General features: G+C 68.6%; 26 protein-coding genes and 1 tRNA gene. 17 read left to right on the forward strand and 10 right to left on the reverse strand.

Going from position 1 to position 25,395, the window contains the following annotated elements; genetic code table 11:
* The first annotated feature begins 31 nt into the window (after nucleotides 1-31).
* The 5 genes from ACLBW1_RS14410 to ACLBW1_RS14430 all read left to right on the forward strand — a co-directional run bounded on the left by ACLBW1_RS14410 (nucleotide 32) and on the right by ACLBW1_RS14430 (nucleotide 5,087).
* On the forward strand, nucleotides 32-1,066 hold the full coding sequence (locus tag ACLBW1_RS14410) for a hypothetical protein (protein WP_447812501.1): 1,035 nt from the start codon (nucleotides 32-34) through the stop codon (nucleotides 1,064-1,066).
* Between the two features lie 13 nt (nucleotides 1,067-1,079).
* Complete coding sequence (locus ACLBW1_RS14415) at nucleotides 1,080-2,135, forward strand: hypothetical protein (protein ID WP_447812502.1); 1,056 nt, start codon at nucleotides 1,080-1,082, stop codon at nucleotides 2,133-2,135.
* A gap of 86 nt (nucleotides 2,136-2,221) precedes the next feature.
* Nucleotides 2,222-2,992, forward strand: a complete 771-nt coding sequence (locus tag ACLBW1_RS14420; protein ID WP_447812503.1) for a hypothetical protein — start codon at nucleotides 2,222-2,224, stop codon at nucleotides 2,990-2,992.
* Nucleotides 2,989-3,987 (forward strand): hypothetical protein, encoded by a 999-nt coding sequence (locus ACLBW1_RS14425; RefSeq protein ID WP_447812504.1) that lies wholly within the window; start codon nucleotides 2,989-2,991, stop codon nucleotides 3,985-3,987. The genes ACLBW1_RS14420 and ACLBW1_RS14425 overlap by 4 nt, the downstream gene beginning before the upstream one ends.
* A gap of 62 nt (nucleotides 3,988-4,049) precedes the next feature.
* Nucleotides 4,050-5,087: a YlbL family protein gene (locus ACLBW1_RS14430; RefSeq protein ID WP_447812974.1), complete on the forward strand. Its 1,038-nt coding sequence runs from the start codon at nucleotides 4,050-4,052 to the stop codon at nucleotides 5,085-5,087.
* A gap of 20 nt (nucleotides 5,088-5,107) precedes the next feature.
* Here the strand turns inward: ACLBW1_RS14430 and ACLBW1_RS14435 are convergent, their stop codons facing one another.
* On the reverse strand, nucleotides 5,108-5,710 hold the full coding sequence (locus ACLBW1_RS14435) for a PPA1309 family protein (RefSeq protein WP_447812505.1): 603 nt from the start codon (nucleotides 5,708-5,710) through the stop codon (nucleotides 5,108-5,110).
* A 170-nt stretch (nucleotides 5,711-5,880) separates the two neighbouring features.
* Here ACLBW1_RS14435 and ACLBW1_RS14440 point away from each other — a divergent pair, with 170 nt between their 5' ends.
* The 3 genes from ACLBW1_RS14440 to ACLBW1_RS14450 all read left to right on the forward strand — a co-directional run bounded on the left by ACLBW1_RS14440 (nucleotide 5,881) and on the right by ACLBW1_RS14450 (nucleotide 10,059).
* Nucleotides 5,881-8,901: a UPF0182 family protein gene (locus ACLBW1_RS14440; RefSeq protein ID WP_447812506.1), complete on the forward strand. Its 3,021-nt coding sequence runs from the start codon at nucleotides 5,881-5,883 to the stop codon at nucleotides 8,899-8,901.
* A gap of 54 nt (nucleotides 8,902-8,955) precedes the next feature.
* Nucleotides 8,956-9,921 (forward strand): squalene cyclase, encoded by a 966-nt coding sequence (locus ACLBW1_RS14445; protein ID WP_447812507.1) that lies wholly within the window; start codon nucleotides 8,956-8,958, stop codon nucleotides 9,919-9,921.
* A 64-nt stretch (nucleotides 9,922-9,985) separates the two neighbouring features.
* Nucleotides 9,986-10,059 (forward strand) — tRNA-Met (locus ACLBW1_RS14450).
* A 69-nt stretch (nucleotides 10,060-10,128) separates the two neighbouring features.
* Here the strand turns inward: ACLBW1_RS14450 and ACLBW1_RS14455 are convergent.
* Nucleotides 10,129-10,533 carry a VOC family protein gene (locus ACLBW1_RS14455; RefSeq protein ID WP_447812508.1) on the reverse strand — a complete coding sequence of 135 codons (405 nt, stop codon included), beginning with the start codon at nucleotides 10,531-10,533 and terminating at the stop codon, nucleotides 10,129-10,131.
* 85 nt (nucleotides 10,534-10,618) lie between these two features.
* A complete protein-coding gene (locus ACLBW1_RS14460; protein ID WP_447812509.1) occupies nucleotides 10,619-11,095 on the reverse strand; it encodes a limonene-1,2-epoxide hydrolase family protein in 477 nt (158 codons plus the stop codon).
* Between the two features lie 219 nt (nucleotides 11,096-11,314).
* On the opposite strand from ACLBW1_RS14460, the gene ACLBW1_RS14465 reads away from it, so the two are divergent.
* The 3 genes from ACLBW1_RS14465 to ACLBW1_RS14475 all read left to right on the forward strand — a co-directional run bounded on the left by ACLBW1_RS14465 (nucleotide 11,315) and on the right by ACLBW1_RS14475 (nucleotide 15,235).
* Nucleotides 11,315-12,847: a DUF222 domain-containing protein gene (locus ACLBW1_RS14465; protein ID WP_447812510.1), complete on the forward strand. Its 1,533-nt coding sequence runs from the start codon at nucleotides 11,315-11,317 to the stop codon at nucleotides 12,845-12,847.
* 43 nt (nucleotides 12,848-12,890) lie between these two features.
* Entirely contained in the window at nucleotides 12,891-13,688 is a 798-nt protein-coding gene (locus ACLBW1_RS14470; protein ID WP_447812511.1) for an alpha/beta fold hydrolase, read from the forward strand.
* A 158-nt stretch (nucleotides 13,689-13,846) separates the two neighbouring features.
* Complete coding sequence (locus tag ACLBW1_RS14475) at nucleotides 13,847-15,235, forward strand: ankyrin repeat domain-containing protein (protein WP_447812512.1); 1,389 nt, start codon at nucleotides 13,847-13,849, stop codon at nucleotides 15,233-15,235.
* Between the two features lie 7 nt (nucleotides 15,236-15,242).
* Here the strand turns inward: ACLBW1_RS14475 and ACLBW1_RS14480 are convergent, their stop codons facing one another.
* Nucleotides 15,243-15,857, reverse strand: coding sequence for a Type 1 glutamine amidotransferase-like domain-containing protein (locus ACLBW1_RS14480; protein WP_447812513.1), 615 nt, complete (start codon nucleotides 15,855-15,857; stop codon nucleotides 15,243-15,245).
* 64 nt (nucleotides 15,858-15,921) lie between these two features.
* On the opposite strand from ACLBW1_RS14480, the gene ACLBW1_RS14485 reads away from it, so the two are divergent.
* The gene (locus ACLBW1_RS14485) at nucleotides 15,922-16,785 is read left to right on the forward strand and encodes an SDR family NAD(P)-dependent oxidoreductase (protein ID WP_447812514.1); all 864 of its coding nucleotides are present in this window, start codon (nucleotides 15,922-15,924) and stop codon (nucleotides 16,783-16,785) included.
* Nucleotides 16,786-16,804: 19 nt separating this feature from the next.
* Here ACLBW1_RS14485 and ACLBW1_RS14490 read toward each other — a convergent pair whose 3' ends face one another.
* Nucleotides 16,805-17,440 (reverse strand): class I SAM-dependent methyltransferase, encoded by a 636-nt coding sequence (locus tag ACLBW1_RS14490; RefSeq protein ID WP_447812515.1) that lies wholly within the window; start codon nucleotides 17,438-17,440, stop codon nucleotides 16,805-16,807.
* Nucleotides 17,441-17,530: 90 nt separating this feature from the next.
* Between ACLBW1_RS14490 and ACLBW1_RS14495 the strand changes: the two genes are divergently transcribed.
* Together ACLBW1_RS14495 and ACLBW1_RS14500 are read left to right on the forward strand one after the other, a co-directional pair.
* Nucleotides 17,531-18,247 (forward strand): glycoside hydrolase family 25 protein, encoded by a 717-nt coding sequence (locus tag ACLBW1_RS14495; protein WP_447812516.1) that lies wholly within the window; start codon nucleotides 17,531-17,533, stop codon nucleotides 18,245-18,247.
* Nucleotides 18,248-18,288: 41 nt separating this feature from the next.
* On the forward strand, nucleotides 18,289-18,747 hold the full coding sequence (locus ACLBW1_RS14500) for a MaoC family dehydratase (RefSeq protein WP_447812517.1): 459 nt from the start codon (nucleotides 18,289-18,291) through the stop codon (nucleotides 18,745-18,747).
* A 9-nt stretch (nucleotides 18,748-18,756) separates the two neighbouring features.
* Here the strand turns inward: ACLBW1_RS14500 and ACLBW1_RS14505 are convergent, their stop codons facing one another.
* The 4 genes from ACLBW1_RS14505 to ACLBW1_RS14520 form a co-directional block, all read right to left on the reverse strand.
* On the reverse strand, nucleotides 18,757-19,353 hold the full coding sequence (locus tag ACLBW1_RS14505) for a TetR/AcrR family transcriptional regulator (protein ID WP_447812518.1): 597 nt from the start codon (nucleotides 19,351-19,353) through the stop codon (nucleotides 18,757-18,759).
* Nucleotides 19,354-19,551: 198 nt separating this feature from the next.
* Complete coding sequence (locus ACLBW1_RS14510) at nucleotides 19,552-19,881, reverse strand: transglycosylase family protein (protein WP_447812519.1); 330 nt, start codon at nucleotides 19,879-19,881, stop codon at nucleotides 19,552-19,554.
* 516 nt (nucleotides 19,882-20,397) lie between these two features.
* Nucleotides 20,398-21,615 (reverse strand): acyl-CoA dehydrogenase family protein, encoded by a 1,218-nt coding sequence (locus ACLBW1_RS14515; RefSeq protein WP_447812520.1) that lies wholly within the window; start codon nucleotides 21,613-21,615, stop codon nucleotides 20,398-20,400.
* 44 nt (nucleotides 21,616-21,659) lie between these two features.
* Nucleotides 21,660-23,027, reverse strand: coding sequence for an acyl-CoA dehydrogenase family protein (locus ACLBW1_RS14520; protein ID WP_447812521.1), 1,368 nt, complete (start codon nucleotides 23,025-23,027; stop codon nucleotides 21,660-21,662).
* Nucleotides 23,028-23,255: 228 nt separating this feature from the next.
* On the opposite strand from ACLBW1_RS14520, the gene ACLBW1_RS14525 reads away from it, so the two are divergent.
* Together ACLBW1_RS14525 and ACLBW1_RS14530 are read left to right on the forward strand one after the other, a co-directional pair.
* On the forward strand, nucleotides 23,256-23,666 hold the full coding sequence (locus ACLBW1_RS14525) for an NINE protein (protein WP_447812522.1): 411 nt from the start codon (nucleotides 23,256-23,258) through the stop codon (nucleotides 23,664-23,666).
* Entirely contained in the window at nucleotides 23,663-24,121 is a 459-nt protein-coding gene (locus ACLBW1_RS14530) for a DUF2752 domain-containing protein (RefSeq protein WP_447812523.1), read from the forward strand. Before ACLBW1_RS14525 ends, ACLBW1_RS14530 begins: the two co-directional genes overlap by 4 nt.
* Here ACLBW1_RS14530 and hisN read toward each other — a convergent pair.
* Nucleotides 24,114-24,914 (reverse strand): histidinol-phosphatase, encoded by an 801-nt coding sequence (gene hisN / locus ACLBW1_RS14535; RefSeq protein ID WP_447812524.1) that lies wholly within the window; start codon nucleotides 24,912-24,914, stop codon nucleotides 24,114-24,116. The genes ACLBW1_RS14530 and hisN overlap by 8 nt on opposite strands.
* A gap of 96 nt (nucleotides 24,915-25,010) precedes the next feature.
* Between hisN and ACLBW1_RS14540 the strand changes: the two genes are divergently transcribed.
* Nucleotides 25,011-25,391 (forward strand): hypothetical protein, encoded by a 381-nt coding sequence (locus ACLBW1_RS14540; RefSeq protein ID WP_447812525.1) that lies wholly within the window; start codon nucleotides 25,011-25,013, stop codon nucleotides 25,389-25,391.
* The last annotated feature ends 4 nt before the right edge of the window (nucleotides 25,392-25,395 follow it).

Here is a 25,395-nt window from a genome sequence, read left to right on the forward strand (position 1 = left end):
ATCGGCGGCCTCGATAGGCGGAGAACCACACGTGAAGACCCTTTTCGACCTTTCCCGGCGTCGGCGGGGAGGGCGTCTGACGGCGCTCGCCGCCGCCCTGGCCATCGTCTCGGCGTCGGGTGGGCTGTTGGCCCCGGCGGCATCGGCCGAGCCTGTCGCCCTCGACGGCCTGTTCGCCCTCGACGGCGGAGTGTGCTCGGGCGGATCGGTGACCGGCTCGTTCTTCCGCATGATCCTGCCCGCCGGCTCCACCAGCGGTCCGTTCCTGTCCAACAGCGATTCGGGATGTTCGGACAAGACCGTGACCCCGCTCGCCGCGGGCACCGACGGCGGTCTCACCTCCGGAACCTTCCAGGCCCAGCCCGCGCAGGCGTTCGACGGCAGCGGCAACGCCGTGTCGGGCCGCGTCACCCGGCCGGTGAAGTTCTACGGCGTCGGTTTCGCGACGGCCACCAACCCGACGGACCCGCAGACCGGTTCGGCCGCGGCGCTCCCGCAGCTACGCGCCGACGGCACCGCCCTGACCGGCGACCTCAGCAGCTTCGGCGTCACGTGGAACAAACAGGTCTTCAACCAGGGCGCCCCGAAGCCCGGCGGCGGCCTGCCCGGCAAGACCTCCGCGGTCCGCGGCACCATCGACCGCGCCACCGGCGCCTTCGTCATCGAGTGGACCAGCCAGATCGTCGGCGGCCCCTTCAACAACTTCACCGGCCTGTGGCACCTCGCCGGCACCTACAAGGGCTCGGGCCTCGGCGGCGCTCCGGCGGCGGCGACACCCGCTCCCGCCGCGACCCCGGCCCCCGGCGGCCCGGCGACGTCACCCGCGGCCGGCGCCCCGGCATCGGGGACACCCGCACCGGCGGCGGGCGCTGCCACCACTGCCGCAGCGTCGGCGGCGGCACCGGTGGCGGTGAGTGGGGATCCGGCGCTGGCGGCGAAGACGGTCGAGGTGTCGGACTCGTCGAGTCCCCGATGGCTGCTGCCGGTGCTGGTGGTGTTGACCGCGCTCGCGACCGCGCTGCTGACCAACGCCGACCGCCTGTTCCGCCGTCGCGATGCCCGATGACCGTCCACCCGCGGTGAGCGTCACCGAGCGGCCCGACGCCGCACTGCCGTCGTATCCGGGGGAGGACTCGGCCCGTTCCGGGTCGACGGTGCCGAACTCTGCGCCCACCGACGCGATCGTGTCACCGCGACGGTGGCCGTGGATCGCCGTACTCGTGCTCGGGGCCGTGCTGACCATCGCGCCCCTCGCCGGGGGCATGTTCTATCCGGCGGCCCAGGGGCAGGCCATGATCGGGGCGTTCGAGCCCTACATGACCACCGACCGGCTCGACGGTTTCCGCGCGGACCTCGATCGTCTCGCCGCCGCTCGTGCCGCCACGGTGCGACTCGACTCCGCCAACCGGATCGACGCGGGGCAGTTCCCGCAGATCGACGGATTCCAGACGCAGTACGGCGGCATCGACGCCGACATGACCGGCCTGCTGGATCGGATCGACTCCGCCCGGGGAGATTTCGGCGACCTCGCGGCGATGCGCCCGTTGGACGTCATCCCCTTCGTCCCGGTCGGCGCCGGCCTGTTGCTGATCGCTGCCGGTGTGTGGGGTCTACGTCGCAGACACACCGTGCCCGGGCGGATGGGTGCGGCCACCCTCGTCCTCGCGGTCGCCGTCGGGCTCGTCGCGTACCCCGTCGCGACGTCGATGGTGTCGCATTCACGGGCCGCGACCCCGCTGCTCGATCGCTTCGACTCCGTCGTCACCGCCGGGAAGGTCCGCGACATCCAGGGCTACTTCGTGGTTCTCGTCGGGGCGGTCGGCCAGGTCGACAGCAGCTACCGCACCGCGGTCGACACCCCGGTCTCACCGCGCGCCGATCTCGTCGCCGTCGACGATCTCAGTGCCTCGTGGCAGCGGATGTCGTCGGATTTCGCCGGTCTCATCGGGACCCTGAACGACAACGTGAAGAACTACGCCGGCGTGGCCCGGTTGAACGATCGCACCGACGCCCTGGGAGTCGGCGCATTCGCCCTCCTGCCCTGGTTCCTCATCGGATCCGGTGTGCTCGCTGCCGTTCTCGGCACCGTGGGCCTGCTGGGGCGCACCCGACGACGCACGACAGGAGCACGATGACCATCTCCCTCCCTCCCCGGATCCGACCTCGCTCGTCCCCGACGCACAGCCGCCGACGATCGGTGTCTGCGCTCGCGGTGGCGTTCATGGTTGGTGTCGGCCTGCTCGCCGGATGTGGATCGAACTCCGATCCGGCCGCGCAATCCGGTGACCTCGTGGGCCTGCTGCGTCTCACACCGGGCGCGGTCTCCGGTGACACGGTCACCGGATCGTGGTTCTCGATGGTGCAGCCCGGAGGCACCCCGGACAAGGGGCCCTTCATGCCCAATGGGGATTCGCCGGCGAAGGGCGGCACGGTCACGCTGCTGAACCCGGGCCGCGAGGGCGGACTGCGGGTCGGCGGCTACCAGTCCGAACCGACCCCCGCCTTCCGTGACGGCAACGCGCTCGCGTCGTCGATCATGGCGCCCACCAAGTTCTTCGGCGTCGAGTTCGGCGCTTCGACCAACCCGATCGATCCCCAGACCCGCAACGCGGTGGTGGCGCCGTCGGTGCGCAACGAGGGCGGGAAGCTCACGGCGAATCTCACCGCGTGGTCGGCGTCGTGGAACAACCAGGAGTTCAACCAGGGCGCCCCGAAGGCGCCGGCGAAGGCCGGGCCGGCCGTGCCCGGTGTCGCGCAGGCCACCCGCGCCTGGGACTGGGTGTCGCAGAAGTGGTTCGGACAGAGCGCGGTGTCGGCCGGTGACGGACCTCCGGCCACCGGCACCTACGACAGCGACACCCGCGCATACACATTGGAGTGGACCAGCCTCATCGTCGGCGGGCCGTTCAACGGCTTCACCGGCGTGTGGCACCTCGAGGGTGTCTACGAACCCCAGGCCGCCGCCCCCTCGACCGCACCGCCGTCGGCATGAGTTCCACAGATGACGCAGCCGACCTTCCCTCCGAGAGAGAGCACACCGTGCCCCGCGACGATCCGACCACCGAGGAGTTTCCGACGCAGCCCACCGCACGCCGCCGCCCGTCGGCGCCGACGGTGGTGCGCGCGCTGTCGGGGATCACGGTCCTCGCCGTGTTGGCCTCGGCCACCTGGTACGCCGACACCGATCGGCGCGTCGTCGTCACGACACCGGCCGTGGCACAGCAGGCAGCCGTCGTCGGGGTGGCTCCCGCGGCACCGTCAGCATCTGCCGCCCCGAAGACCGCACCGCCGACGTCGGCGAAACCCGCACCGTCGGCGCCCGCTGCGAACGCCCCGGCCGCCGCGGTGGCCATCACCCCCGGCGGCGGCGGTGCGACTCTGCCCGGTGCCACCACGATCGCGCCGGGCACCGCCGCGACCCCGGCCGTCCCCATCACGCCCGGTGGCGGGGTCCCCGGCTCGTCGACGCAACTCGGCGCGGGCGGGACCGGTCTGTCGGTCGCGCCGATCACCGAGCAGGCCGCATGCCCCATCGGGTTGCCGAAACCCGACAAGACCGGCGGCCTGTCGTCGATCGTCGAACTCTCGCCCATGTTCGGGCCGTTTGCCTCCGAGGTCTTCGCGCTGGGGCCCGCGATCCAGCCCCTCATGCAGCTCGCGGGTCCGTTCCTCGCCGAACTCGAACCGGTGATCCACCAGAACCTGCCGTTCCTCACCCCGATCCTCGACCAGATAGCGGGAGCGGGAACGATTGTGCTGCAGGCGATCCTGCCGTTCTACGGGCCGTACCGCGATCAGTTCATCGCCGCCGAGGGGCAGTGGGCTGCGGCCATCGCCCCGGCACTCGCATCGGCCTACCAATCGCCGGCCGCAGCCTGCCTCACCGCGTTCGAGGGGCAGCTGATCCGTGCGGCGAAGGGCAACCGGGTGACGGCGCCGTCGCTGGCGCACCCGGGGCGGGTGGTCACCCTCGGGCCTCGACGCTGACGGGCGCCCGCGCCGCAACCTCTACTGTGGTCGACGTGAGAGTTGTCCCGGCGAATCGGCGAATGGTGACGCTGGCCGTCACCCTGGTGCTGCTGGTGGTGTTGGTCGTCGTCGGCGCTTTTGTCCGTGTGCCGTACGTCAGCCTCGGACCGGGCCCCACCGTGAACACCCTCGGCGCCGTCGGGCAGACCCCGGTCGTGAAGATCTCGGGTGCCCCGGTGCGCGCCACCGACGGCAACCTCAACCTGACGACGGTGTCGGTGACGGACCAGCTCACCCTGTTCCAGGCGATCGGGATGTGGTTCTCGGGTCGCGACTCGTTGCAGCCGCGGGAAGAGGTGTTCCCTCCGGGGCAGAGCACCGAGGAGACGCGTCGTCAGGATCAGCAGCAGATGAGCGGGTCCGAGGACACCGCCGCGATCGCCGCACTGCGCTACCTCAAGCGGCCGACGGCGCTCACCGTCACGGTCGACCCCGAGGGTCCCGCGGCGGCGAGCCTGAAGACGGGGGACCGCGTGGTGAGCGTGAACGGCGCGCCGGTGTCGACCTCGGACGAGCTGCGCGACGCGGTGTCGAAACTCAAGCCGGGCGCGGTGGTGACCCTCGGTGTGCCGAACGCCGCCGCGAGCGTGCCCGCCGGGACGCCGACGCCGGTGGAGCCGCGCCGCGTGACCATCGGTTCGCGGCCCGATGACAAGTCCAAGGGTTACCTCGGCGTCACGCCCGAGGTCGTCAACGCCGACCCGTCGCTGCGGATCGATTTCAACGTCGGCGACATCGGCGGCCCCTCGGCCGGACTGATGCTGACCCTTGCCGTCATCGACAAGCTCGGCACCACCGACCTGACCGGCGGCAAGTTCATCGCCGGCACCGGCACCATCAGCGATTCCGGCGAGGTCGGTGAGATCGGCGGCATCACCCACAAGACCCTCGCGGCGCGCGAGGCGGGCGCCACCGACTTCCTCGTGCCCGCGGGGAACTGCGCCGAGGCGCGGTCGGACATCCCCGACGGCCTACGGCTGGTGCGGGTCGACACGCTGTCCGACGCGATCGGCGAACTCGCCGCCATCCGAGACGGCAAGAACGTCAGCCGGTGCTGAGCTCCGGCCGCAGCGTGGACTCAGAAGTCCTCGGGGTCGTTCTCGAGGGTGGTGGTGAGCGCCGCGATGAGGTTGGGCGCGAGCTCGGGGTGGGCGAGCAGCTCCACGGGGGCGTCCTCCTCGCCGAGCGGCGGGCGCAACTGCAACAGACACAGGTTCTGACCTCCGCGCAGCACGGCGGCCACCAGGCGGGCCTCGTTGGCCTCGGGGTGTTCGAGCGCGGTCTGCCGCGCGGCCTCGTCGGCGGCGTCACGATCGGCGAGCAGCGGGACGAGTGCCTCGTCGAGGTCGGTCTCGGCCTCGGGCGGCAACACGATGATCTCCTGCACCAGAACGCATCCCGCGACGGTGCCGGGCCAGCTGGTGGTGCCCAGGACATGTTCGAGCTCGGTCATCCCGCTGTCCTCCGAGATCGGCAACGGGTCCTGCTCGACCAGGGTCAGCTCGGTCTCGTCGAGCGAGTCGACGAGGTCGGGTTGGGCCTGCATCACCAGCGCGGTGGGCACGAGTGCGAAAAGCAGGGGAGGTTGGCCCCATCCGTTGGCGTCGACGAACTCGACGACCTCGCGGACGGCGACACCGAGGGCGTCAGATGACAGTGGCGGCAGACTGTGGTCGGTCACCGACCCATCCTGTCACCGCGAACGCGGCGGGTCGGTCACCGGCGGTCGTGAGCACGAGGACCCCTCGCCGGGGTGGCCGTCAGTAAAGTGTTGGCAAAGCAGCTCCGTGGCCGTCTGGCGCGGGACCATGAGTGGGAGTGTGAGACGTGAACGTACGGGGTCCGGCAGGAATGCCGACACTGTCGAGACGGAGCAAGATTCTGATCGGGGTCGCCGTCGCCCTCCTGGTCATCCTGCTGGTGGGGCCGCGTCTCATCGGGCTCTACACCGATCTGCTCTGGTTCGACGACCTCGGGTACAGCAACGTCTTCTCCACCATCATCTGGACGCGGGTGGCGCTGTTCTTCATCGTCGGTTTCGTGGCCGCGGCGATCGTGTTCACCGGGTTGGCGTTGGCGTATCGGTCGCGACCGGTGTTCGTGCCCACGAGTGGTCCGGGTGACCCGATCGCGCGGTACCGCGCGGTGGTCATGACGCGCATCCGGTGGTTCGCGATCGTGCCCGCACTCATCATCGGCCTGCTGTCGGGACTGGTTGCACAGGGGTCGTGGGCGACGGTGCAGACGTTCCTGCACGGCGAGTCGTTCGGGGTGAAGGATCCGCAGTTCAACTACGACGTCAGCTTCTACGCGTTCGATCTGCCGTTCTTCCGCTTCGTGCTGAACTTCCTATTCGTGCTGCTGGTGGTGGCGTTCATCGCGAGCCTGGTAACGCACTACATCTTCGGCGGCATCGCGCTCAACGGCCGCAACGGCACGCTCACCAAGGCCGCCCGCATCCAGCTGGCCGTCATCGCCGGACTCTTCCTGCTGCTCAAGGCCGTTGCGTACTGGTTCGACCGGTACACGCTGCTGTCGAGCACCCGTAAACAGGAGATCTTCACCGGCGCGAGCTACACCGACATCAACGCGGTGTTGCCCTCGAAGCTCATCCTGTTGGCCATCGCGGTGATCTGTGCCGCGGCGTTCTTCGGTGGCATCGTGCTCCGCGATCTCCGTGTCCCCGCTCTCGCGACGGCGTTGATGCTGTTGTCGGCGTTGGTGATCGGTGTCGGCTGGCCGTTGGTGATGGAGCAGTTCTCCGTCAAGCCCAACGCCGCGCAGAAGGAATCGGAGTTCATCGGGCGCAACATCAGTGCCACCGAGGCGGCGTACAAGATCGGCGACGACAACGTCAAGTACCAGACCGACTGGACGCAGCAGCCCGCGGTGCAGCAGGCCGTCGACAACGATCGCGCGACGCTGTCGAACATCCGATTGCTCGACCCGAACGTGATCTCCGAGGCGTTCACCCAGCTGCAGCAGGGCGCGAACTTCTACGGGTTCCCCTCGCAGCTGGCGATCGACCGGTACCGGGTGAACAACGAACTGCGCGACTACATCGTCGCGGTCCGTGAGCTCGATCCGAGCCGGTTCGCCGAGAACCAGCAGAACTGGATCAACAAGCACACCGTGTATACCCACGGCAACGGGTTCGTCGCCTCGCCGGCCAACCGCACCGCGCAGGCGGCGTCGTCGGGCACCGACGTCAACAACGGTGGACAGCCGGAGTTCGACGTCAGTGATCTCGAGAACATCAACAGCGCCGACTACAAGGCCAACGCGCCGATCAAGGTCACGCAGCCGCGAATCTACTTCGGCGAGTTGATCTCCAAGGTCAACCCCGACTACGCGATCGTCGGTGCGGACGGCGGACAGGGTGTCGAGTACGACACCGCCAATTCGCCGCGCTACACCTACACCGGCGATGCGGGGGTGTCGCTCGGCAACATCTTCAATCGCCTGGCGTACTCCATCAAGTACACCGAGCGGAACATCCTGCTCTCGGGTGCGATCAACAAGAACTCGAAGATCATCTACAACCGTGACCCCCGCGACCGCGTGAAGAAGGCGGCGCCGTGGCTCACGGTCGATTCCAAGACCTACCCGGCCGTGATGAGCGACGGGTCGATCCAGTGGATCGTCGACGGGTACACCACGCTCGACAACTACCCGTACGCGCAGAAGACGTCGCTGCAGGACGCCACCACCGACGCCCAGGAACTCAACCAGGGTCAGACCGGACGCACGCAGATCAACAAGCAGATCGCCTACGTCCGGAACTCGGTGAAGGCCACGGTCGACGCCTACACCGGCAAGGTGACGCTCTATCAGTTCGACGACAAGGATCCGGTCCTCAAGACCTGGATGAAGGTGTTCCCCGGTTCGGTGAAGCCGCGGTCGGAGTTCGACAAGAACACCAGCCTCGTGGAGCACGTGCGCTACCCGGAGGACCTGTTCAAGATCCAGCGGACCCTGCTCGAGAAGTACCACGTGAAGGATCCGCAGACGTTCTTCCAGGGCAACGCCTTCTGGTCGGTGCCCACCGATCCGACCGATCCGAACGCCGTCACCCAGGGGCTCGATCAGCCGCCGTACTACTTCGTGGCCGCCGATCCCCGTACGGGCAACGCCACCTTCCAGTTGACGAGCGTGCTCAACGCCCTCAACCGGGACTTCCTGGCGTCGTACATGACGGTGTCGTCGAACCCGGACACCTACGGGCAGATGACGGTGCGCGAGGTGCCGCTCAACCCGCAGCGTGAAGGCCCGAAGCAGGCGTTCTCGGCGATGTCGACGTTCGGTCAGGTCAACGAGGACCTCCGCAACCTGCAGAGCTCGGCCAACGTCCGGTTCGGCAACCTGCTGACACTTCCGGTGGGGCAGAACGGGATCCTGAACGTGGTGCCGCTCTACGCGCAGGCGAAGAACGACGCGACGTTCCCGCGCCTGTACCGCGTGATCGTCCGATACCGGGCCTCGAGCACGCAGCCGATCACCATCGGTTACGCGCCGACGATCGGTGAGGCGCTGTCGCAGGCCGGCATCAGCCGCGCCAACGCGACCGACCCCAGTTCGGTCCCGGAGGGTCAGGACACCGGCGAGCAGAACGCTCAGACCGGCCAGACCGGTCAGACGGGTCAGAACGGCCAGGCTCAGGTGCCGACGACTGCACCGAGTTCGACCCCGCCGTCGTCGAGCACCGCACCCAGCGGTGGCGCCAACGCCGAGCGCGATGCCGCGGTCGCCGAGTTGAACGGTGCCATCGATGCGCTGCAGCAGGCGCAGAGTTCGGGCAACTTCACCCAGTACGGTGCGGCACTCGATCGTCTGCGCGCGGCGACCGAGAGGTACGAGGCGCTGCCGAAGTGACCGCTGTCCCGGCCGCCGTTGTGCACACTGCGGCCGGGAACTAGCGTCGCTGCGATGGCGATGTCCGACGTGCCCGTCGACTGGTTGCTCGATTCCGATCCGACGTTGCGATGGCAGGTCGAGCGCGACATCGTCGGCGCGCCGGCTGCGGTGTGGGAGGCGACGCGAGCGCGCACCGCGGTCGAGGGGCACGGCGCGCGACTGTTGTCGCTGCAGGACGACGACGGGCTGTGGGCGGGCGGCGCATACTTCCCGGCCGGGTTCGCCGGCGGTGATGACGGGCAGCCATGGACGGCGACGACGTGGAGTCTGGCCACCCTGCGCGAGTGGGGTGTGGACGCCGAACCGCTGCGACGTCGCGGAACCGCCGATCTCCTCGCCGAGAACGCGCGCTGGGAGTACGAGGACCTGCCCTACTGGGGTGGCGAGGTGGACGCATGCATCAACGCGATGACACTGGCCAACGGTCAATGGCTCGGGGCCGACGTCGCAGCGTTGGTGGACTGGTTCGCCGATCATCAACTCGCCGACGGGGGATGGAACTGCGAATGGGTCGAGGGTTCCCGGCGCTCGTCGTTCCACTCGACGCTGAACTCGCTGCGCGGTCTCCTGTCCTATGAGATCGCGACCGGCGACAGTTCTCGCGTCGCGCCGTTGCGCCGGCGGGCGGAGGAGTATCTGTTGTCGCGCGACCTGTTCCGTCGTGCGGGTGACGGTGAGGTGGTCGGCCCGTGGGCGACCCGGTTCGTGTACCCGGCGCGGTGGGTCTACAGCGTGCTCGGCGCCGCCGATCACCTCCGGATGGCCGCCGCTGTCGACGGCACCGACCCCGATCCGCGGATGGCCGACGCGATCGACATCATCCGCTCGGCACGTGGCGCCGACGGGACGTGGCTGCAGGGCGGGCGCCACCCCGGTGCGGTGTGGTTCGAGACCGACGTCGCGCCGGGTGAACCATCGCCCTGGCTGACGCTCATCGGCACCCGAGTTCTGGCCTGGTGGGACGAGCATCACGGATGACGTCGCAGCTCAGGGCGCGATTTGCAGTCTGAGTGAGCCGCTGTGTAACGTTGTGTTCACCCGACGCGGGGTGGAGCAGCTCGGTAGCTCGCTGGGCTCATAACCCAGAGGTCGCAGGTTCAAATCCTGTCCCCGCTACTACACATCGAAGGCCCTCGGAGATTCTCCGGGGGCCTTCGATGTTGCGTGGGGCGACCGGCCATGGCCTCAATCCGTCGTGACACCGATCTGCCAGCTGACGCCGAAACGGTCCTGCACCCAGCCGAACGGTCCGAAGCCGTAGTCGCCCAACGGCATGAACTCCTGGCCGCCCTCGGACAGCGCGTCGAACACGCGGCGCTGGTCGTCGGCGGTGTCGCAGTCGACCCAGATCGATATCGCCGGGGTGACATCCCATGCGTGCTGGATCGCCGAGTCGCTGCACCGGACCCGCAGTCCGGCGACCTCGAATTCGGCGAGGAACACCGTTCCCTCGCCGCCCGGTTCGCCGGCGCCTCGGCGACGATCGGAGATGACGCGACCACCGAAGATGCGGACGTAGGCGCTCATCGCCGAGGCCGCTGTGCTCCCCGACGGCGTCGGCTGAAAGGTCAGAAACGGTAGGGCTCGCATGGGCTCTTCCTGAACAGTGCAGTGGTCCCGGTCGGAACGATCCGGGGTATGGGTGGTCGTGCAGCCCGGTCGGGGCGTGTCGCGGTCACGATGAGCGGCGTGTCCCCTGGTAGGGGCGCCCGAGCGCAGGTACAACGGCGCCGAGAAGTCCGCGCACCAGCGCTTTCCCCATGTCGAGGTTGTCGAAGTAGTCGCGCCACAGTGCGATTCGGCCGTCGCGGACCTCGAAGACGCCGCATACCCAGAACTGCAACCGCACCGGTCCGAACGTGAGCGCGTCGGTGCGCTCGTTCATCACCGTCGAACCGTCGGCGGTCGATCGATGCACGATCACATCGAACGGCACCCGTCCCTCCATCCGTCGGAACAGCGCCAAGGTTCGGCGGGCACCACGAATCGTCGGCAGTCCGACGTTCTGATAGACGAGGTCGTCGTCGAGAAGTGCTGCAGCGGTGATGAAGTCCTCGTCGCGCAGTGCGTACAGGAACCGAGTGACCACCGCCCGGGGGTCGTCGGTGGGCGTCGTGGTGCCACGTGTCGTCGTCGGCAGTGCATCGGTCATGTGTTTCTCCCGTCTCGTCCCCCCACCATCGCACCTGGACTCGCCCGGTGCGAGGGGTTGTCGGGTACCCGCGCGGTCCTGCTCTCGGGCGCCGGAATTGTCGTACCCCTGTTCTAGGCTTGTTTCATGGCTGGTGCGGGGGTGCGCCGAGTGAGAATCGAGCGCAGCGAGGCTCGGAGCGAGTGCGCGTCCACCCCCTCTGCGCCTGCGTGGACTGGGGTGGATGCGGGGTCGGTGGGGTTGCTCACCGACCACGTCGATGCTTCGGTGAACTCGTTGTTGGGCAACATGGTTCACGCCGCCGCCGGACAGGCCTACCTGGAGTGGACCCGCTACCGCGACGCCGGGGAACTCCACCGCCAACTCGTCATGCCTGAAGAAGCGTCGGATCGGCGGACGTTCGATGCGTCGATGCAGTGCGCCGCCCGGATCGCCCTGACGCATTCGATGTCGCAGGGCGCCGCCGAACGACTCGTCGACACCGCTGTCGCGCTGCGGGATCGTCTCCCGAAGGTCGCCGCGTGTTTGCGGGACGGGCGTCTCTCGCCGCGGTACGTGCGGACGATCGTCGAACGCACCGACCTGCTCGTCGACCGTGAGGCGCAGGACACCGTCGACACCGAGGTCGCCGCGGCGTTACGGCGGCGGGGGTCGTGGTCACCGGGCCGGATTCGGGACATGGTCGACCGCAGCGTCTACCGGGTCGACCCCGATGCCGTTCGGGCCCGACGCAAAGCCGCGGTCGATGCGCGTGGGTTCTGGACCGAACGTCTCGAGGACGGCATGGCCCGCGTCGAGGCCACCAGCACCGCCGAGAAGGCGATCCAGGTGTCGCGACGGGTGGACACACTCGCCCGCGCGGTCTGCAAGAACGATGGCCGGACTCTCGCGGCAAGGAAGTCCGATGCCCACTTCAGCCTCGTCATGGGTGTCGCCTGGGAATGCCAGTGCGGGGATGGCGAGTCCTGCAATGCGCCGACCGCTGCTGAGGACGACGCCCCCACACCGCGCACCGTGCCGGGCACGGGGTCGAACATGACGCTGCACGTCATCTGCGATCTCGAGACCGTCGCCGGGGATGGGGAGACCCCGTGTTTCCTCGACGGCTACGGCGTCATCTCCCCCGCGCACCTCGACGAGTTGCTTCTCGAGCCCGGGGTGTCGGTCAAGCCGATCGGGCATCTCGATGACCCGATGGCCCCACACACACCCGGCAACCCGTACCGGCCTTCCACCGCCCTCGACACCGTTGTGCGGGCCCGATCGCTGTACTGCGACGTCGCGGGCTGCGAACGGGCGGCGTGGGTGTGCGACATCGACCACACCCGCGAATACGACCACGACCACCCCGAACACGGCGGTCAGACGTGTCCGGGGAACACCGGGTCGAAGTGCCGGTTCCACCACAACCTGAAAACCCACACCGCGTTCCTCGACGACCAAACCCAGTCCCGGGATGGCCGGACCGAGCGGGTGATCATCACCCCCGAAGGCCTCACCATCACCGGACCCGCCTTCACCGGCGATGATCTGTTCCCGGCGTTGAAAGACATCCAGTTCACCGCACCCGAGAACGCACCACCAGCCACGAACCCTGAGCCAGAGCCCTCGCCCACCAGACGCCGACCACGCCTGGCGGACAAACACGCCCGCCGACAGACAGAACGCGAACACAACCGCCGCACCCGCGAAGCCGAGGCCCAGGAACGGGCAGCCCGCGAGGCGGAGGACGACGAACCACCACCGTTCTGACTCACGACCGGTGGCGCCGACCCGTACGTCTACTCTGTGGCGCATGAGTCTGCGATTCGACGTGGCCGGCGAGGGCCCGACCCTGCTCCTGGTCCATGGCGTCGTTCATCGCAGGCAGGCGTGGGATCCGGTGCTCGACCTGTTGACCCCGTATCGACGCGTGGTGGCTGTCGACCTCCCCGGCCATGGTGAGTCCGAGGATGTCGACGTCCTTGCCGCGGAACGGCTGCCGGTGTTCATCGAACGACTCTCGGAGTTGGTCACCGAGCAGGAATCGAACGGACCGGTGCACATCGCCGGGAACTCGCTCGGCGGATATCTGGCGTTGGCGCTCGCCGCCCGCGGCGATGTCGCATCGGCCACGGCGTTGTCGCCCGCCGGGTTCTGGAAGAACCATTCCGCGCAGGCCCGGAGCATGGTGAGGTTCCGAATGCTGCGTGCAGCCGCGGGCGCGATGGGGGACCACCTACCGAACGCGTTCCGCAGCAGGTTCGTCCGCTATCCGTCGCTCGCGCCGTTCTTCGCCCACCCCAGCCGCATCTCGTACGAAAACGCGGTTACCGATGCACATTCCCTGCTCACCAACACGACACTCGCCGGCGGGGTGGATGCACCGTTCGAGCTGCCGCCGCTCACGTCGCCGCCGGTGCCGGTGACCGTCGCGTGGGGGACGCGCGACCTCATCCTCCCGCACCGCGATCGCCACAACGTGACCGCACATTTCCCGCACGCCCGCATCATCTCGGTTCCCGGGGTGGGACATGTTCCCATGTCCGACAATCCGGAGTTGATCGCGTCGATCCTGCTCGCGGGCAGCGAATCCGCCTCCACTTCTCGATAACGTCCGCTGCAACGGTTAACATCGTCCGTAGGCGTTCGCCGAGGCGCCTCCGGGTCCGCGGACAGGGCTGAGCCCACTCGGTAGGCGTCACCGGAGAACCGACCACCCACCTCCTTTCGGCCTGTCCCGCGGACCGCAGGCGACGAGAGGAGCCTGCCGTGGCCCACCTTCCCGAGAACCCCGATCTCGAGCAACTGCGCAGGCGCGCACGCGAACTCCAACGTACGAGGCGTCACACGGACCGTGATTACGCGTTGACGAGCGCTCAGCGTGATCTGGCTCGTGAGTATGGCTTCGCCAGTTGGCCGCGCCTGGTGCGCCATGTGCGGACCGTCGCGGCGCGTAAGTGGACGCTCGAGAGGGACCGCGGTACCCACCCCGCAGACACCTTTCTCGACCTCGGATGTCTCACCTACCAGCGCGACGAGACCGGGAATGCACGCCGCGCGCAGGAGATGCTCAGGTCGCAGCCGACCCTGCGCACGGCGAACGCCGCGACGGCCGCAGTCACCGCCGACGTGTCGGCGTTGCGAGAGATGCTGACGCGCAATCCTTCAGCCGCACGCGAGCCCGTGGGGCCCTTCGCGTGGGCGCCCCTGATGTACCTGGCGTACGGCCGCCTCGACACCGACCTCGAGGACTGTCTCGACACCGCACGCCTGCTACTCGCCGCCGGCGCGGATGTGAACGACGGGCGATTCTTCGCGGGTCTCCCGACCCCGTTCACCGTCCTGACCGGCGTCTGTGGTGGGGGAGAGCGAGACCAGCCGCCGCATCCGCATGTCCTCGACCTCGCGCGCCTGCTTCTCGAGTCGGGGGCACAGGCCAACGACGGTCAGGCCGTCTACAACCGCATGTTCGGCACGGACGACAGTGTGTACGCGCTGCTGCTCGAGCACGGGCTCGGCCGGGGTGCCGGGGGTCCCTGGCGCGCAGCGCTTCCCGACGTGCTTCCCGCCCCCCGTGACATCGTCGGCGGACTGCTGGCGTGGGCGGTGACCCACGATCAACGCGACCGGGTGGAACTGCTCGCGAGCCACGGCGTCGACGTGACCGCACCCCTGCCCGACGGCAGGTTGCCGATCGACGTGGCTGTCGGCAACGGTCACGCGGCGCTCGCCCACCGCCTCACCGTGCTCGGCGCCGCGATGCCGACGCTGTCACCGGGCGAGGCATTCGTCGCAGCGGTGCTGGCCGGTGATGCTGCCACCGTGGCCGCCACCCCGCTCGCTGTGGTGACCGCCGTCCGGACCGCGCGACCCGCTCTGATGGTGTGGGCGGCGGCCCATGGTCGAGTCGCCGCCGTGGAATTGTTGAGCGACAACGGGTTCGACATCGACGCGATGGGGCGGTCGGACATCGCGATAGATCAGCCGTGGCAGACCGCATTGCACACCGCCGTCGAACGCGACGACGCCGCCATGGTGGCGCGTCTGATCGAACTGGGCGCCGATCCCACGATCCGCGACGCCCGCTTCGACTCGACGCCCGTGCAGTGGGCCCGCCACCTGGGCCACGACGACCTCGTCGACCTGTTCGACGCCTGAACGTCGATCAGCGGCGGGGAACCAGGCGGAGTTCACCGCCGAGGGTCACGAGCGCATCGCCGTCCCTCACGGAATGGTGTGCGACGCCGTCGGCGGTGAGGCGCCGGCTCAGTTCGGTGCAGGCGACGCCGTCGGCATAGGTCCCGCCGACGTGGGGGATGAGCGGTCGATCGAGCACGCCGAGCCCGGCTGTGATCGGCGTGTCGACCACCGACGGGTCGTCGACCGCGGCGACGGCGGTGAGATCGGGCGCCAGCACCGCCGCGCCGGCGCTGTACCCCGCGTATCCGAGCGATTCGTCGCTGATGCGCGCGGTGATCACCTGATCGGCGCCGTGCCCGGCCATCGCCGATCGCAGCAGGAAGGTGTTGCCGCCGCGCACCCACAGCGCGTCGACGACCTCCAGGAGCGCCACGTCCGCCGGTTCACGCAGATCGAGCACGACCGGTCGAAGCCCCAGGCGCGTCAGTTCGGCGGTCTCGATCTCTGTGGCGAGCGCCCGATCGGACGGACGGTCGTCGATGGCGTTGAGCACCACTCCTATCTGTGCGCCCCGGCCCGTCACCGACACCAGCAGATCGTCGTGTCCGTCGACACCGAGACACGTCAGGAACAGGCGCATGTCGACGAATGTATGCGTGCGGTAGACCTGTCAGCACAGAGGTTGCCTACGAGAGGAGTTCGCAGTGAGTGGAGTCGAGGACCGGGTGGTCGTGGTGACCGGCGCCGGGGGCGGGCTGGGACGCGAATACGCGAAGCTGCTCGCGGCCGAGGGAGCGCTCGTGGTGGTCAACGACCTCGGCGGGGCCCGCGACGGATCCGGTTCGGGGTCGACGATGGCCGACACCGTGGTCGGCGAGATCACCGACGCCGGTGGGCGCGCCGTGGCCAATTACGACTCCGTCGCCACCGCCGAGGGTGCTCAGGCGCTCGTGCAGACCGCACTCGACACGTTCGGTGCCGTGCATGGCGTCGTGAACAACGCGGGCATCCTGCGCGACGGCTCGTTCCACAAGATGAGCGACGAGAACTTCGACGCCGTCATCAAGGTCCACCTCTACGGCGGCTACAACGTGACCCGCGCGGCATGGCCACATTTCCGCGAGCAACGCTTCGGTCGCGTCGTGGTCGCGACCTCGACCAGCGGTCTATACGGCAACTTCGGTCAGGCCAACTACGGTGCCGCGAAACTCGGGCTGGTCGGGCTGATCAACACCCTCGCCGTCGAGGGGGCGAAGTACTCCATCACCGCCAATGCCGTTGCGCCGCTCGCCGCCACGCGTATGACAGAGGACATCGCACCCGCGGAGATGCTCGAGAAGCTCTCGCCCGCGTTCGTCGCTCCGGTCGTCGCCCAGCTCATGAGTGAGGAGTGCACCGACACCGGGTCGATCTTCGAGGTCGGCGGCGGGCAGGTCGCCCGCGCACAGATCTTCCACAACGGCGGCGTGCACTTCGACACCCCGCCGTCGGTCGACGACCTGCGTGCACAGTGGTCGGCGGTCACCGACATGACCGCCGCGACACCGGGTTCCAACCCACTCGGCTGAGGGGCCCCGTGCGCCGGGGTCAGGTGCGCACGGCCCGCAGGACCACGTCGTTGACGTGATGGGCTCCGCCGCCGACACCGCTGTGGCGGCGGGGCCGTAACTCGTTGCGCACCACCGACCACCCGTCGGTGAGCAGGGCCGCGACGTGCTCGGTGTGATAGACGCTGTCGAGATCGGGTCCTCGCCAACGGGGTTCGTCGCCCGGCGCCTCCTGCTGATGCTCGGCTCGGTGACGGTGGATGTCGGTCATGTCGTGTGCGACCCACAGCAGGGTGCCGCCGGGAGCGACCACCTCGAGAAGTGCGCGCATCGGTCCGTCGCCCTCGACCCGCATCATCGGGAAGTACTGCATCGACACCAGATCGAACGGGCCCGCGGGCGGTCCCTCGACGGCGACGTCGCGCCGTTCCCACCGGATCGAACCGTCGGCGCCGAGTGCGCGTGCCCGGTCGATGGCGACGCCCGAGATGTCGACCGCCGTGACATCCCATCCACGCGCGGCGAGCCACCGGGCGTCATCGCCCTCCCCGCTACCCAGGTCGAGTGCGCGGCCGGGCGTCACGTCGGTCATCTCGTCGACCAGTGCACCGTTCGGATCCCCGCTCCACACGCGATCGCCCTCGTCGTACCGGGCGTTCCAGAAGTCCTCGTCCATGCCGTCACAGTACTGAGGCGTCACCCGACACACCGGGATCACACCTGTACCTCGAGCCACTTCATGCCCTACCGTCACAGCATGCGAGTGATGGGAAGTCAACGACTGCGGCGGTGTGTCGCGACGATCTCCGTGACGGCGGCGTTGGCTGCCGCGGTGCCCGCGGCGGTCGCGTCCGCCGACACCGGGCCCGACGTCTCGTCGTGGCAACACGTGAACGGCACTCTCATCAACTGGTTCGCGGTGAAGGCGTCGGGGCAGGACATGGCCATGGTCAAGGCCACCGAGGGACTGAGCTACGTCAACCCCTACTTCGTGCCCGACTCGATCGGCATGCGCCTGGCCGGCGTCGCGCGTGGTTCCTACCACTACGCCGACCCCGCCCTGCCCGCTGCACCGCAGGCGGCCCTGTTCGCCACGGTGACCCTCGGCATCAACGGCTACGGCGATCTGCCGCCCGTCCTCGACCTGGAGAAGACAGGTGGCCTCGGGCCCGGAGCGCTCATCGCGTGGACACGCCAATACCTCGACACCGTCCGTCTGCTCACCGGCCGGACGCCGATCATCTACACCTATCCGAACTTCTGGCGCACGGCGATGGCGAACACCACCGCCTTCGCCGGCTACCCGCTGTGGATCGCCGACTACAACGGTCGCTCGGCACCCGGTCCGTTGCCGGGTGGGTGGACCCGATGGGCGTTCTGGCAGTACACGAGCAGCGCATCGGTCCCCGGGATCCCCGGACGCACCGACATGAACCGTGATAGCGGTTCTCAGGGACCGCTCCGCGCCTACGCGAACAGCTGATCCCGGGGTCCGTGCGCGAACTCGGCGGTAGGTTTGGGCGCATGCGAGTGTTCACATCAGCAGACGACATCCTCGGCGCGGCGGGGGAGACCCTGGGCACCACCGACTGGTTGACCATCACCCAGGAGCGGGTGAACCAGTTCGCCGAGGCGACCGGTGACCATCAGTGGATCCACGTCGACGTCGAGAGGGCGAAGGCGGAGAGCCCGTTCGGTGGGCCGATCGCCCACGGCTACCTCACGCTGTCGTTGGTGCCGATGCTCGCATGGCAGCTCTACAGCATCGAGAACGCGAAGCTGGGCATCAACTACGGCTCCAACAAGGTGCGGTTCCCGGCTCCGGTGCCGGTCGGCTCGGAGGTCGCGTTGACCGCGGTGCTCACCTCGGCGCAGACCACGAAGGACGGGATGGTCGAGATGGTGGTCACGCACACGCTCACCGTGCGTGATGCGCCGAAACCCTCGCTGGTCGCCGAGACCATCACCCGCGTCGCGTTCTGACGCGGCCGATCAGATCGAGGCGGTGGCGAGCGCCCAGATGACCGCCGGGGCGTCGGCCTGGAGCTCGCAGGGGGTGCCCTTCGCGGCGCTCTGCAGCGCCAGACCGTCGGCGTAGACCATCACGTGCGCGATTCGCGCATCGGTCTCGGCGTCGGGCAGGCCGGCCGCCGCGAACGCGCGGACCAGCAGGCGGCGGTAGGCGGCCATGCAGCGGTCCGAGATCGCGGCCACGGTTGGGTTGCGCGCCGATTCGGTGTACATCTCCAGCTGTGCCAGCATCCGGGTCGGCTCGCAGTACGACGCGCTGAAATCGGCGAACACCGCGGCCATCAGCTCGCGGGGGGTCATGGTGTCGAGCTCGGGCCGGGCGAGCGCGGTATCGCACTGCTCGACGACCGAGTCGGCGAAACGCGACAGGGCGGCGATCAGCAGGGCGTCGCGGTCGGCGAAGTGGTAGGTCGTCGACCCCAGCGACAGACCTGCCGCCGCGGCGACCTCGCGCAGCGTGATCGCGTGGAGCCCCCGCTCACCGATCAGCCGCAAGGTCGCGTCGAGAAGTACATCGCGGCCGGTACCCCGCGCGACCGTGGAACGGCCTGTGCTCATCTTGTCGATCCCTCACCCTCGCGCAACCCGATGTGGACTGCGGTCCACGTTGACAATATCTAATGAATCAATATTGATCCACATTCTGCTGGCAGAACTGCTCACTTGCACACATTCTGCCTCACAACGGTCAGAACCCGGCTCCGCGCGGGGAGCCGGGTTCTGAGCGTGTCGCCCTTTCGGGCGGTCGATCCTCGATCAGAGGTTGCTGCCGCAGACCGGCCATGCACCCGGTCCCTGCGAGGCGAGGACGTTCTCCGCGACGCGGATCTGCTCCTCGCGACTGGCGGCCGCCGGGCTGCCGACGCCGCCGTTCGCCTCCCAGGTGCTCTGGGTGAACTGCAGGCCCCCGGAGTAGCCGTTGCCGGTGTCGATCGCCCAGTTGCCGCCGCTCTCGCAGGCGGCGACGGCGTCCCAGTTGTGCCCGCCCTCGGCGGACGCGGTGCCGGCCATCAGGCCCAACGACGCAGCGGCCAGGACGCCGGTGACTCCTGCACGCAGGGTCAGGGTGCGGATGGTCGTGCTCATGGGTTCCTCCTCAACGCACCGCGGTCGAGATGTCGGTGTGCGCGGCGCTGACGTTCTCTCCCGCCCGTGGACTGACTCGGGCGGTCGTCGAGACCGTGTGCGGGCCTGCTCGGCAAACCATCGTCGCGGGGCGACGGGGAGCACTCGATCTCGAACCGCAGGCGACGCTACAAACCGACACGTCGTGTGGTCACATCGAGGAATCGCGCGGCGCAGAGCCGGCCGGGCGGGACTCGCCACGCCGTCAGATCGGCTCCGAGGCAGGTCATCTCGGCGTGTCGGACCGCCGATGGACGGGTGCCCAGTCGGGTGTTTCCGTGACGAGGAACACCGTGTTCATGTGAACGGGGACACGTCCCGTCGAGGGCCCGACAGGGGCTCGGTGTCCCGTCGACCGCGTCACAAGCGTGTGCGACAGAGCGGGGCGACGGACAACGAGGAAGGGCCCGGACGCACCCCTCGGTGCGTCCGGGCCCCTGTGCAGCTGTCACCGAGAGCGGTGGTGACAGCACGTCCTCACTTCAGTTCGGCGCTCGTCTTGTTGAGCACGCGACGCGCGATGACCAGGTTCTGGATCTGCTGGGTTCCCTCGAAGATGTCGAGGATCTTCGAGTCGCGGGCCCACTTCTCCAGCAGCAGGTGCTCGGAGTAGCCCAAGGTGCCGGCCAGCTCGACCGCACGGGTGGTCACGTCGACGACGGAGCGTCCGGCCTTCGCCTTCGACATCGACGCCTCCTTGGAGTTGGGCTGCTTGTTGTCGGCCATCCAGGCGGCGCGCAGCATCAACAGGTAGGCGGACTCGTAGTCGGACTCGAGACGGATGAACTCTGCGGCAGCGGCGTGCTGGCTCTGAGCGGGCTTGTCGTAGTCGATCTCGACACCCGCCTCCTCGAGCAGCCGACGGATCTCCTCGAGCGCTGCGCGGGTGACACCCACGGCCATCGCGGCCACCATCGGACGGGTGTTGTCGAACGTCTGCATGACGCCGCCGAAACCCTTCTTGGTGTCCACCTCGGGGGAACCGAGCAGGTTCTCCTTCGGGATGCGGCAGTTCTCGAAACGGATCTGCGCGGTGTCGGAGACCTTGATGCCGAGCTTGTGCTCGAGGCGCTCGATGGTCACGCCGGGGTGCTCGCGGGGGACCACGAAGCTCTTGATGGCGGCGCGACCGGCGCTCTTGTCGACCGTCGCCCACACCACGATGTGGGTGGCACGCGAACCCGCGGTCACATAGATCTTCTCGCCGTTGATGACGTACTCGTCACCGTCGAGCACGGCGGTGGTCGAGACCGCTGCCGAGTCGGAGCCGAAGCCGGGCTCGGTGATGGCCATCGCGGCCCAGACCTTGCCGAAGCTCTCGAGCTGTTCGTCGGTCGCGACAGCGGAGATGGCCGCGTTGCCCAGACCCTGGAACGGCATGCTGAGCACGAGACCCACGTCGCCCCACGACGTCTCGAGGACGTTGAGGCAGGCCGCCATGTTGCCGCCGTTGGCGACGGCACCCTTGGGCAGCTCCTTCTGCGGCTGCTTGCGGCCACCGTCGGCGCCGGCACCGGCCTGGCCGGTCTCGGACAGGCCGTCGTACAGGCTGGCCAGGGTGTCGAGCTCGATGGGGTAGTCGTGCTCGTGTAGATCGTATTTGCGCGAGACGGGTCGGAAGATGTTCGCTGCCGCCTGGTGCGCCTGATCGACGGTCACCAGGAGCTTCTTGGGCAGTTCGAGGTTGATTGCCATGGTTCTCTCTTTTCGAGGATGAAGCCGGGAAGTGGGATCAGGGACTAGAGGACGACGATGCCTTCGCCGATGGAGGCCGCACGCAGGTCGCGGTACCAGCGCTCCACCGGGTGCTCCTTGGTGAAGCCGTGGCCACCGAGCAGCTGCACGCCGTCGGAACCGATCTGCATGCCCTTGTCGGACACGAGCTTCCGGGCGAGAGCGGCCTCGCGGGCGAACGACAGGCCCTGCTCGGCGCGCGAGGTGCCGCGCTGGGTCACCAGTCGCAGGCCGTCGAGCTCGGTGGCCATGACGGCGACCGGGAAGGCGACGCCCTGTCGGTTGGAGACCGGCTCACCGAAAGCGGTGCGGTCGTTGACGTAGGGGACCACGTAGTCGAGCACGGCCTGGCTGGTGCCCACGGCCAGCGACGACCACCCGAGGCGCGCGAGCCGGACCACGTCGCGGTAGGCCGCGAACGCCGCGTCGCCCTCCTCCTCGCCGAGCAGTGCCGACTTGGGGATCGAGACATTGTTCAGCAGAAGGCGACCCATGCCGGCGGCCCGCACACCCATACCCGGGTCGGCCTCGACGATGAGTCCGTCGGTGTCGGCCTCGACGATGAACAGAGCCGGACGGCCGTCGAGGTTGGCGCCGATGATGAACAGCTCGGCCGAGCCGGCGGCGGGGACGAACGACTTCACGCCGTCGAGCTTGTAGCCGCTCGGCGCGCGGGTCGCCTTGGTCTTGATGTCGAACGCGTCGAACAGGGCGCGCGGCTCGGCGATGACCACCGACGACTGCGGGACGTTCTCACCGGCGTAGTCGGGGAGGAAGGTCTTCTGCTGCGCGTCGCTGCCGTACTGCGTCAGCGTGGTGGCGACACCGCTCGGCGCGAGCAGCGGGATGGCCAGCCCCATGTCGCCGTAGGCCATCGCCTCGGCGACCAGACCGTTGGTGACCACGCCGCGCTCGCTCGCCGCGCCGTCGAACTCCTCGGGCACGTTGATCGTGGTGATACCGAGCTCGGCGAAGCGGCCCAGCAGCTCCTCGGGGGCGACGGCGGCCTCGTCGGCGTCGTGCGCGGCCGGCCGCAGGATCTCCTCGGAGAACTCACGCGCGGTGTCGGCGATCATCTTCTGCTCGTCGTCCGGCGCGATGTTGAAGTAGTCCTTGCCCGGGGTGGCCAGGCGCTTCGGGGCGCCGCCGCCCTGTACCGACTTGAACGCGCGGCTCGCCGCGCCCAGGGTCTGGAACCCCGTCTTGGTGCCCTGGTAAGCGACACGGTTGATCGGCTCGCGCAGGCCGAAGCGCTCGGCGATGTCGGAACCGGTGATGACGGTCAGAAACCGCATCGCCGCGCCGATCGCGTTGGTCTTGGGGGGGTTCTTGCCGACCGCGGAGGTGTCGCGCGGCTCAGTGTGAGTAGACATTTCGCACCTACAGTTTCGTGGTCGATGTTCTGGGCTGGACGACGCCGTCCCGGAGGACCCGAGGGCTCCCGACTTGCGCCGATGCCGATCTTACTCGGCAGTAAGATGTACCTTACCGACCGGTAAGGAAGATGTCACCACCCATTTCGACCGCGTGCCTGATTTGGGTGGAATCCACTATGTCGCTTCGGCCGTGTCGCCGGGTCTCTGTGACCTAATCTGTTGCGCATGACGCAACCACCCATGGGTAAGCCGATGCAGCCGCCGTCGGGTCCCCAGAACGACACCTTCTACGCCGCGATCCTCGGTCAGGAGCAAGGTCCCATGACCTACTTCGACCTGCAGAACCTCACCCGCTCCGGTCAACTCAAGCCCGAGATGCAGGTCCGTACCACCACGAGTTCGTGGTTCCCGGTCTCGCAGGTGCCGGGACTGTTCTCCGACAAGGACTGGCTCACCACCGTCCTCATCTCCTTCTTCCTCGGGTCCCTGGGTATCGACCGCTTCTGGCTGGGCTACACCGGACTGGGCATCCTCAAGCTCATCACCTGTGGTGGACTCGGCGTGTGGTCGCTGATCGATTTCATCCTGATCATCCTGCGCAAGGTGCCCGACTCGAACGGCGTCCCGCTGCGGTGACGTCCGCGCCGACGTCCACCGCCGGCCGAGACGGTGTCGGCGCGCGAACGTCGGTGCTCATCACCGCCGCGGTCGGGGCCGGCGCGATCGCCGCGGCCATCACGCTGCCCCGTTCGATGAGCTCGTCGGGTCCGGTGCTCTGTCCGTTCCGGATGGTCACCGGCCTGCCGTGTCCCGGCTGCGGCCTGACCAGGAGCTGGATCGCCCTCGGCCACGGCGATGTCGGGACGGCGTTCTCCTACAACGCCTTCGGGCCGATCAGCATGGCGTTCGTGGCCGCGATGGTGGTGCTCACCCTCGCGGTCGCCGTGGTCGGACCCACGCGGATCGGTCGGGTCGCCGGTGTCGTGCGCCATCCGCTGGTGTGGCTCGTCGCCGGGGCCTGGATCGCCTACGGCGTGGCGCGGGCGATCGACGCCGGTGTCGGCACGGGCTGGTTCCCGCCCGTCACCTGACCGGAGGCGCGATCCCCAGTGCCTCCACGACGGCGTCGTGCAGGAGACCGTTCGTGGCCACAGCGCTGCCGCCGTGCGGTCCCGGCGCCCCGGTGAGGTCGGTGAATCGTCCGCCGGCCTCTCCGACCAGCACGTCGAGCGCCGCGAGATCCCACAGCGACACCTCCGGTTCGGCCGCGATGTCGACCGCACCCTCGGCCACCAGGCAGTAATTGAAGAAGTCGCCGTAGCCGCGGACCCGCCACACCTCGTCGGTGAGAGCGATGAAGCGATCGCGTGCGCCACGATCGGCCCAACCGCTCAGGCTCGAGAACGCCAGGCTCGCCGAGCCGATCTGCGCCACCTTCGACACCCCGAGCCGACGGGGTTCATCACCGTCGACGGCCGCGAACGCCCCCTCCCCGGCTGCCGCCCACCACCGACGGTGCAGTGCCGGCGCCGACACCACCCCGACCACCGGGCGGCCGTCGACGAGAAGGCTGATCAGCGTGGCCCACACCGGGACGCCACGGACGAAGTTCTTGGTCCCGTCGATCGGATCGACCACCCACTGGCGTCCGGCCAGGCTGACCGCGCCACCGAACTCCTCGCCGAGCACGGCGTCGTCGGGTCGGCGTTCGGCGAGCACGGCCCGCACGTCGGACTCCACCGCGAGATCGGCATCCGACACCGGTGTCAGATCGGGTTTGTCGGAGACCTGCAGATCCAGCGCGCCGAAACGTGCCGCGGTGATCGCATCGGCGCGGTCGGCCATCTCGAGGGCCAGCTGCAGATCAGACGGGTGCGATGCCATGCCCGGTAGGCTACTGGGCAGTTCGGGCGAGGCGAATTGTCCGAATCGACCGCCGGTGATGCGCCGGTGGGACGAAGGAGAGGTGGACGCAAGCAGATGGTCTCGGTCGTGTTGTTCGTCATGTTCGCGGTCCTGCTGACGTTCATGGTGCTCCAGTGGCGACGCGGACGCGCCGGCGGAAGCGGCGGCCTGTTCGGCGGCGGCGGAGTCGGCGCCGGCCTCGTCCAGGGCACCCTCACCGTCACCGGTGTGAGCGATCGGCCCGACGAGGGCGACCGCAACGACCAGATGTACTGCACCGTCTCGGGCACGATCATCGGCCCCGACACCGCTCCCACGAACGTCTACGGACACATGGTCGTCACCGGCAAGACGCCGTGGCCGCAGATCGGCGCCGACATGCCGGTCGTCTACAAGCCCGGCAAGACCGACACCAGCTGGCGATTCGGCAGCCTCGAGATCCCGCCCGCCGCCTGACGCC

Source organism: Williamsia sp. M5A3_1d, from assembly GCF_053345315.1.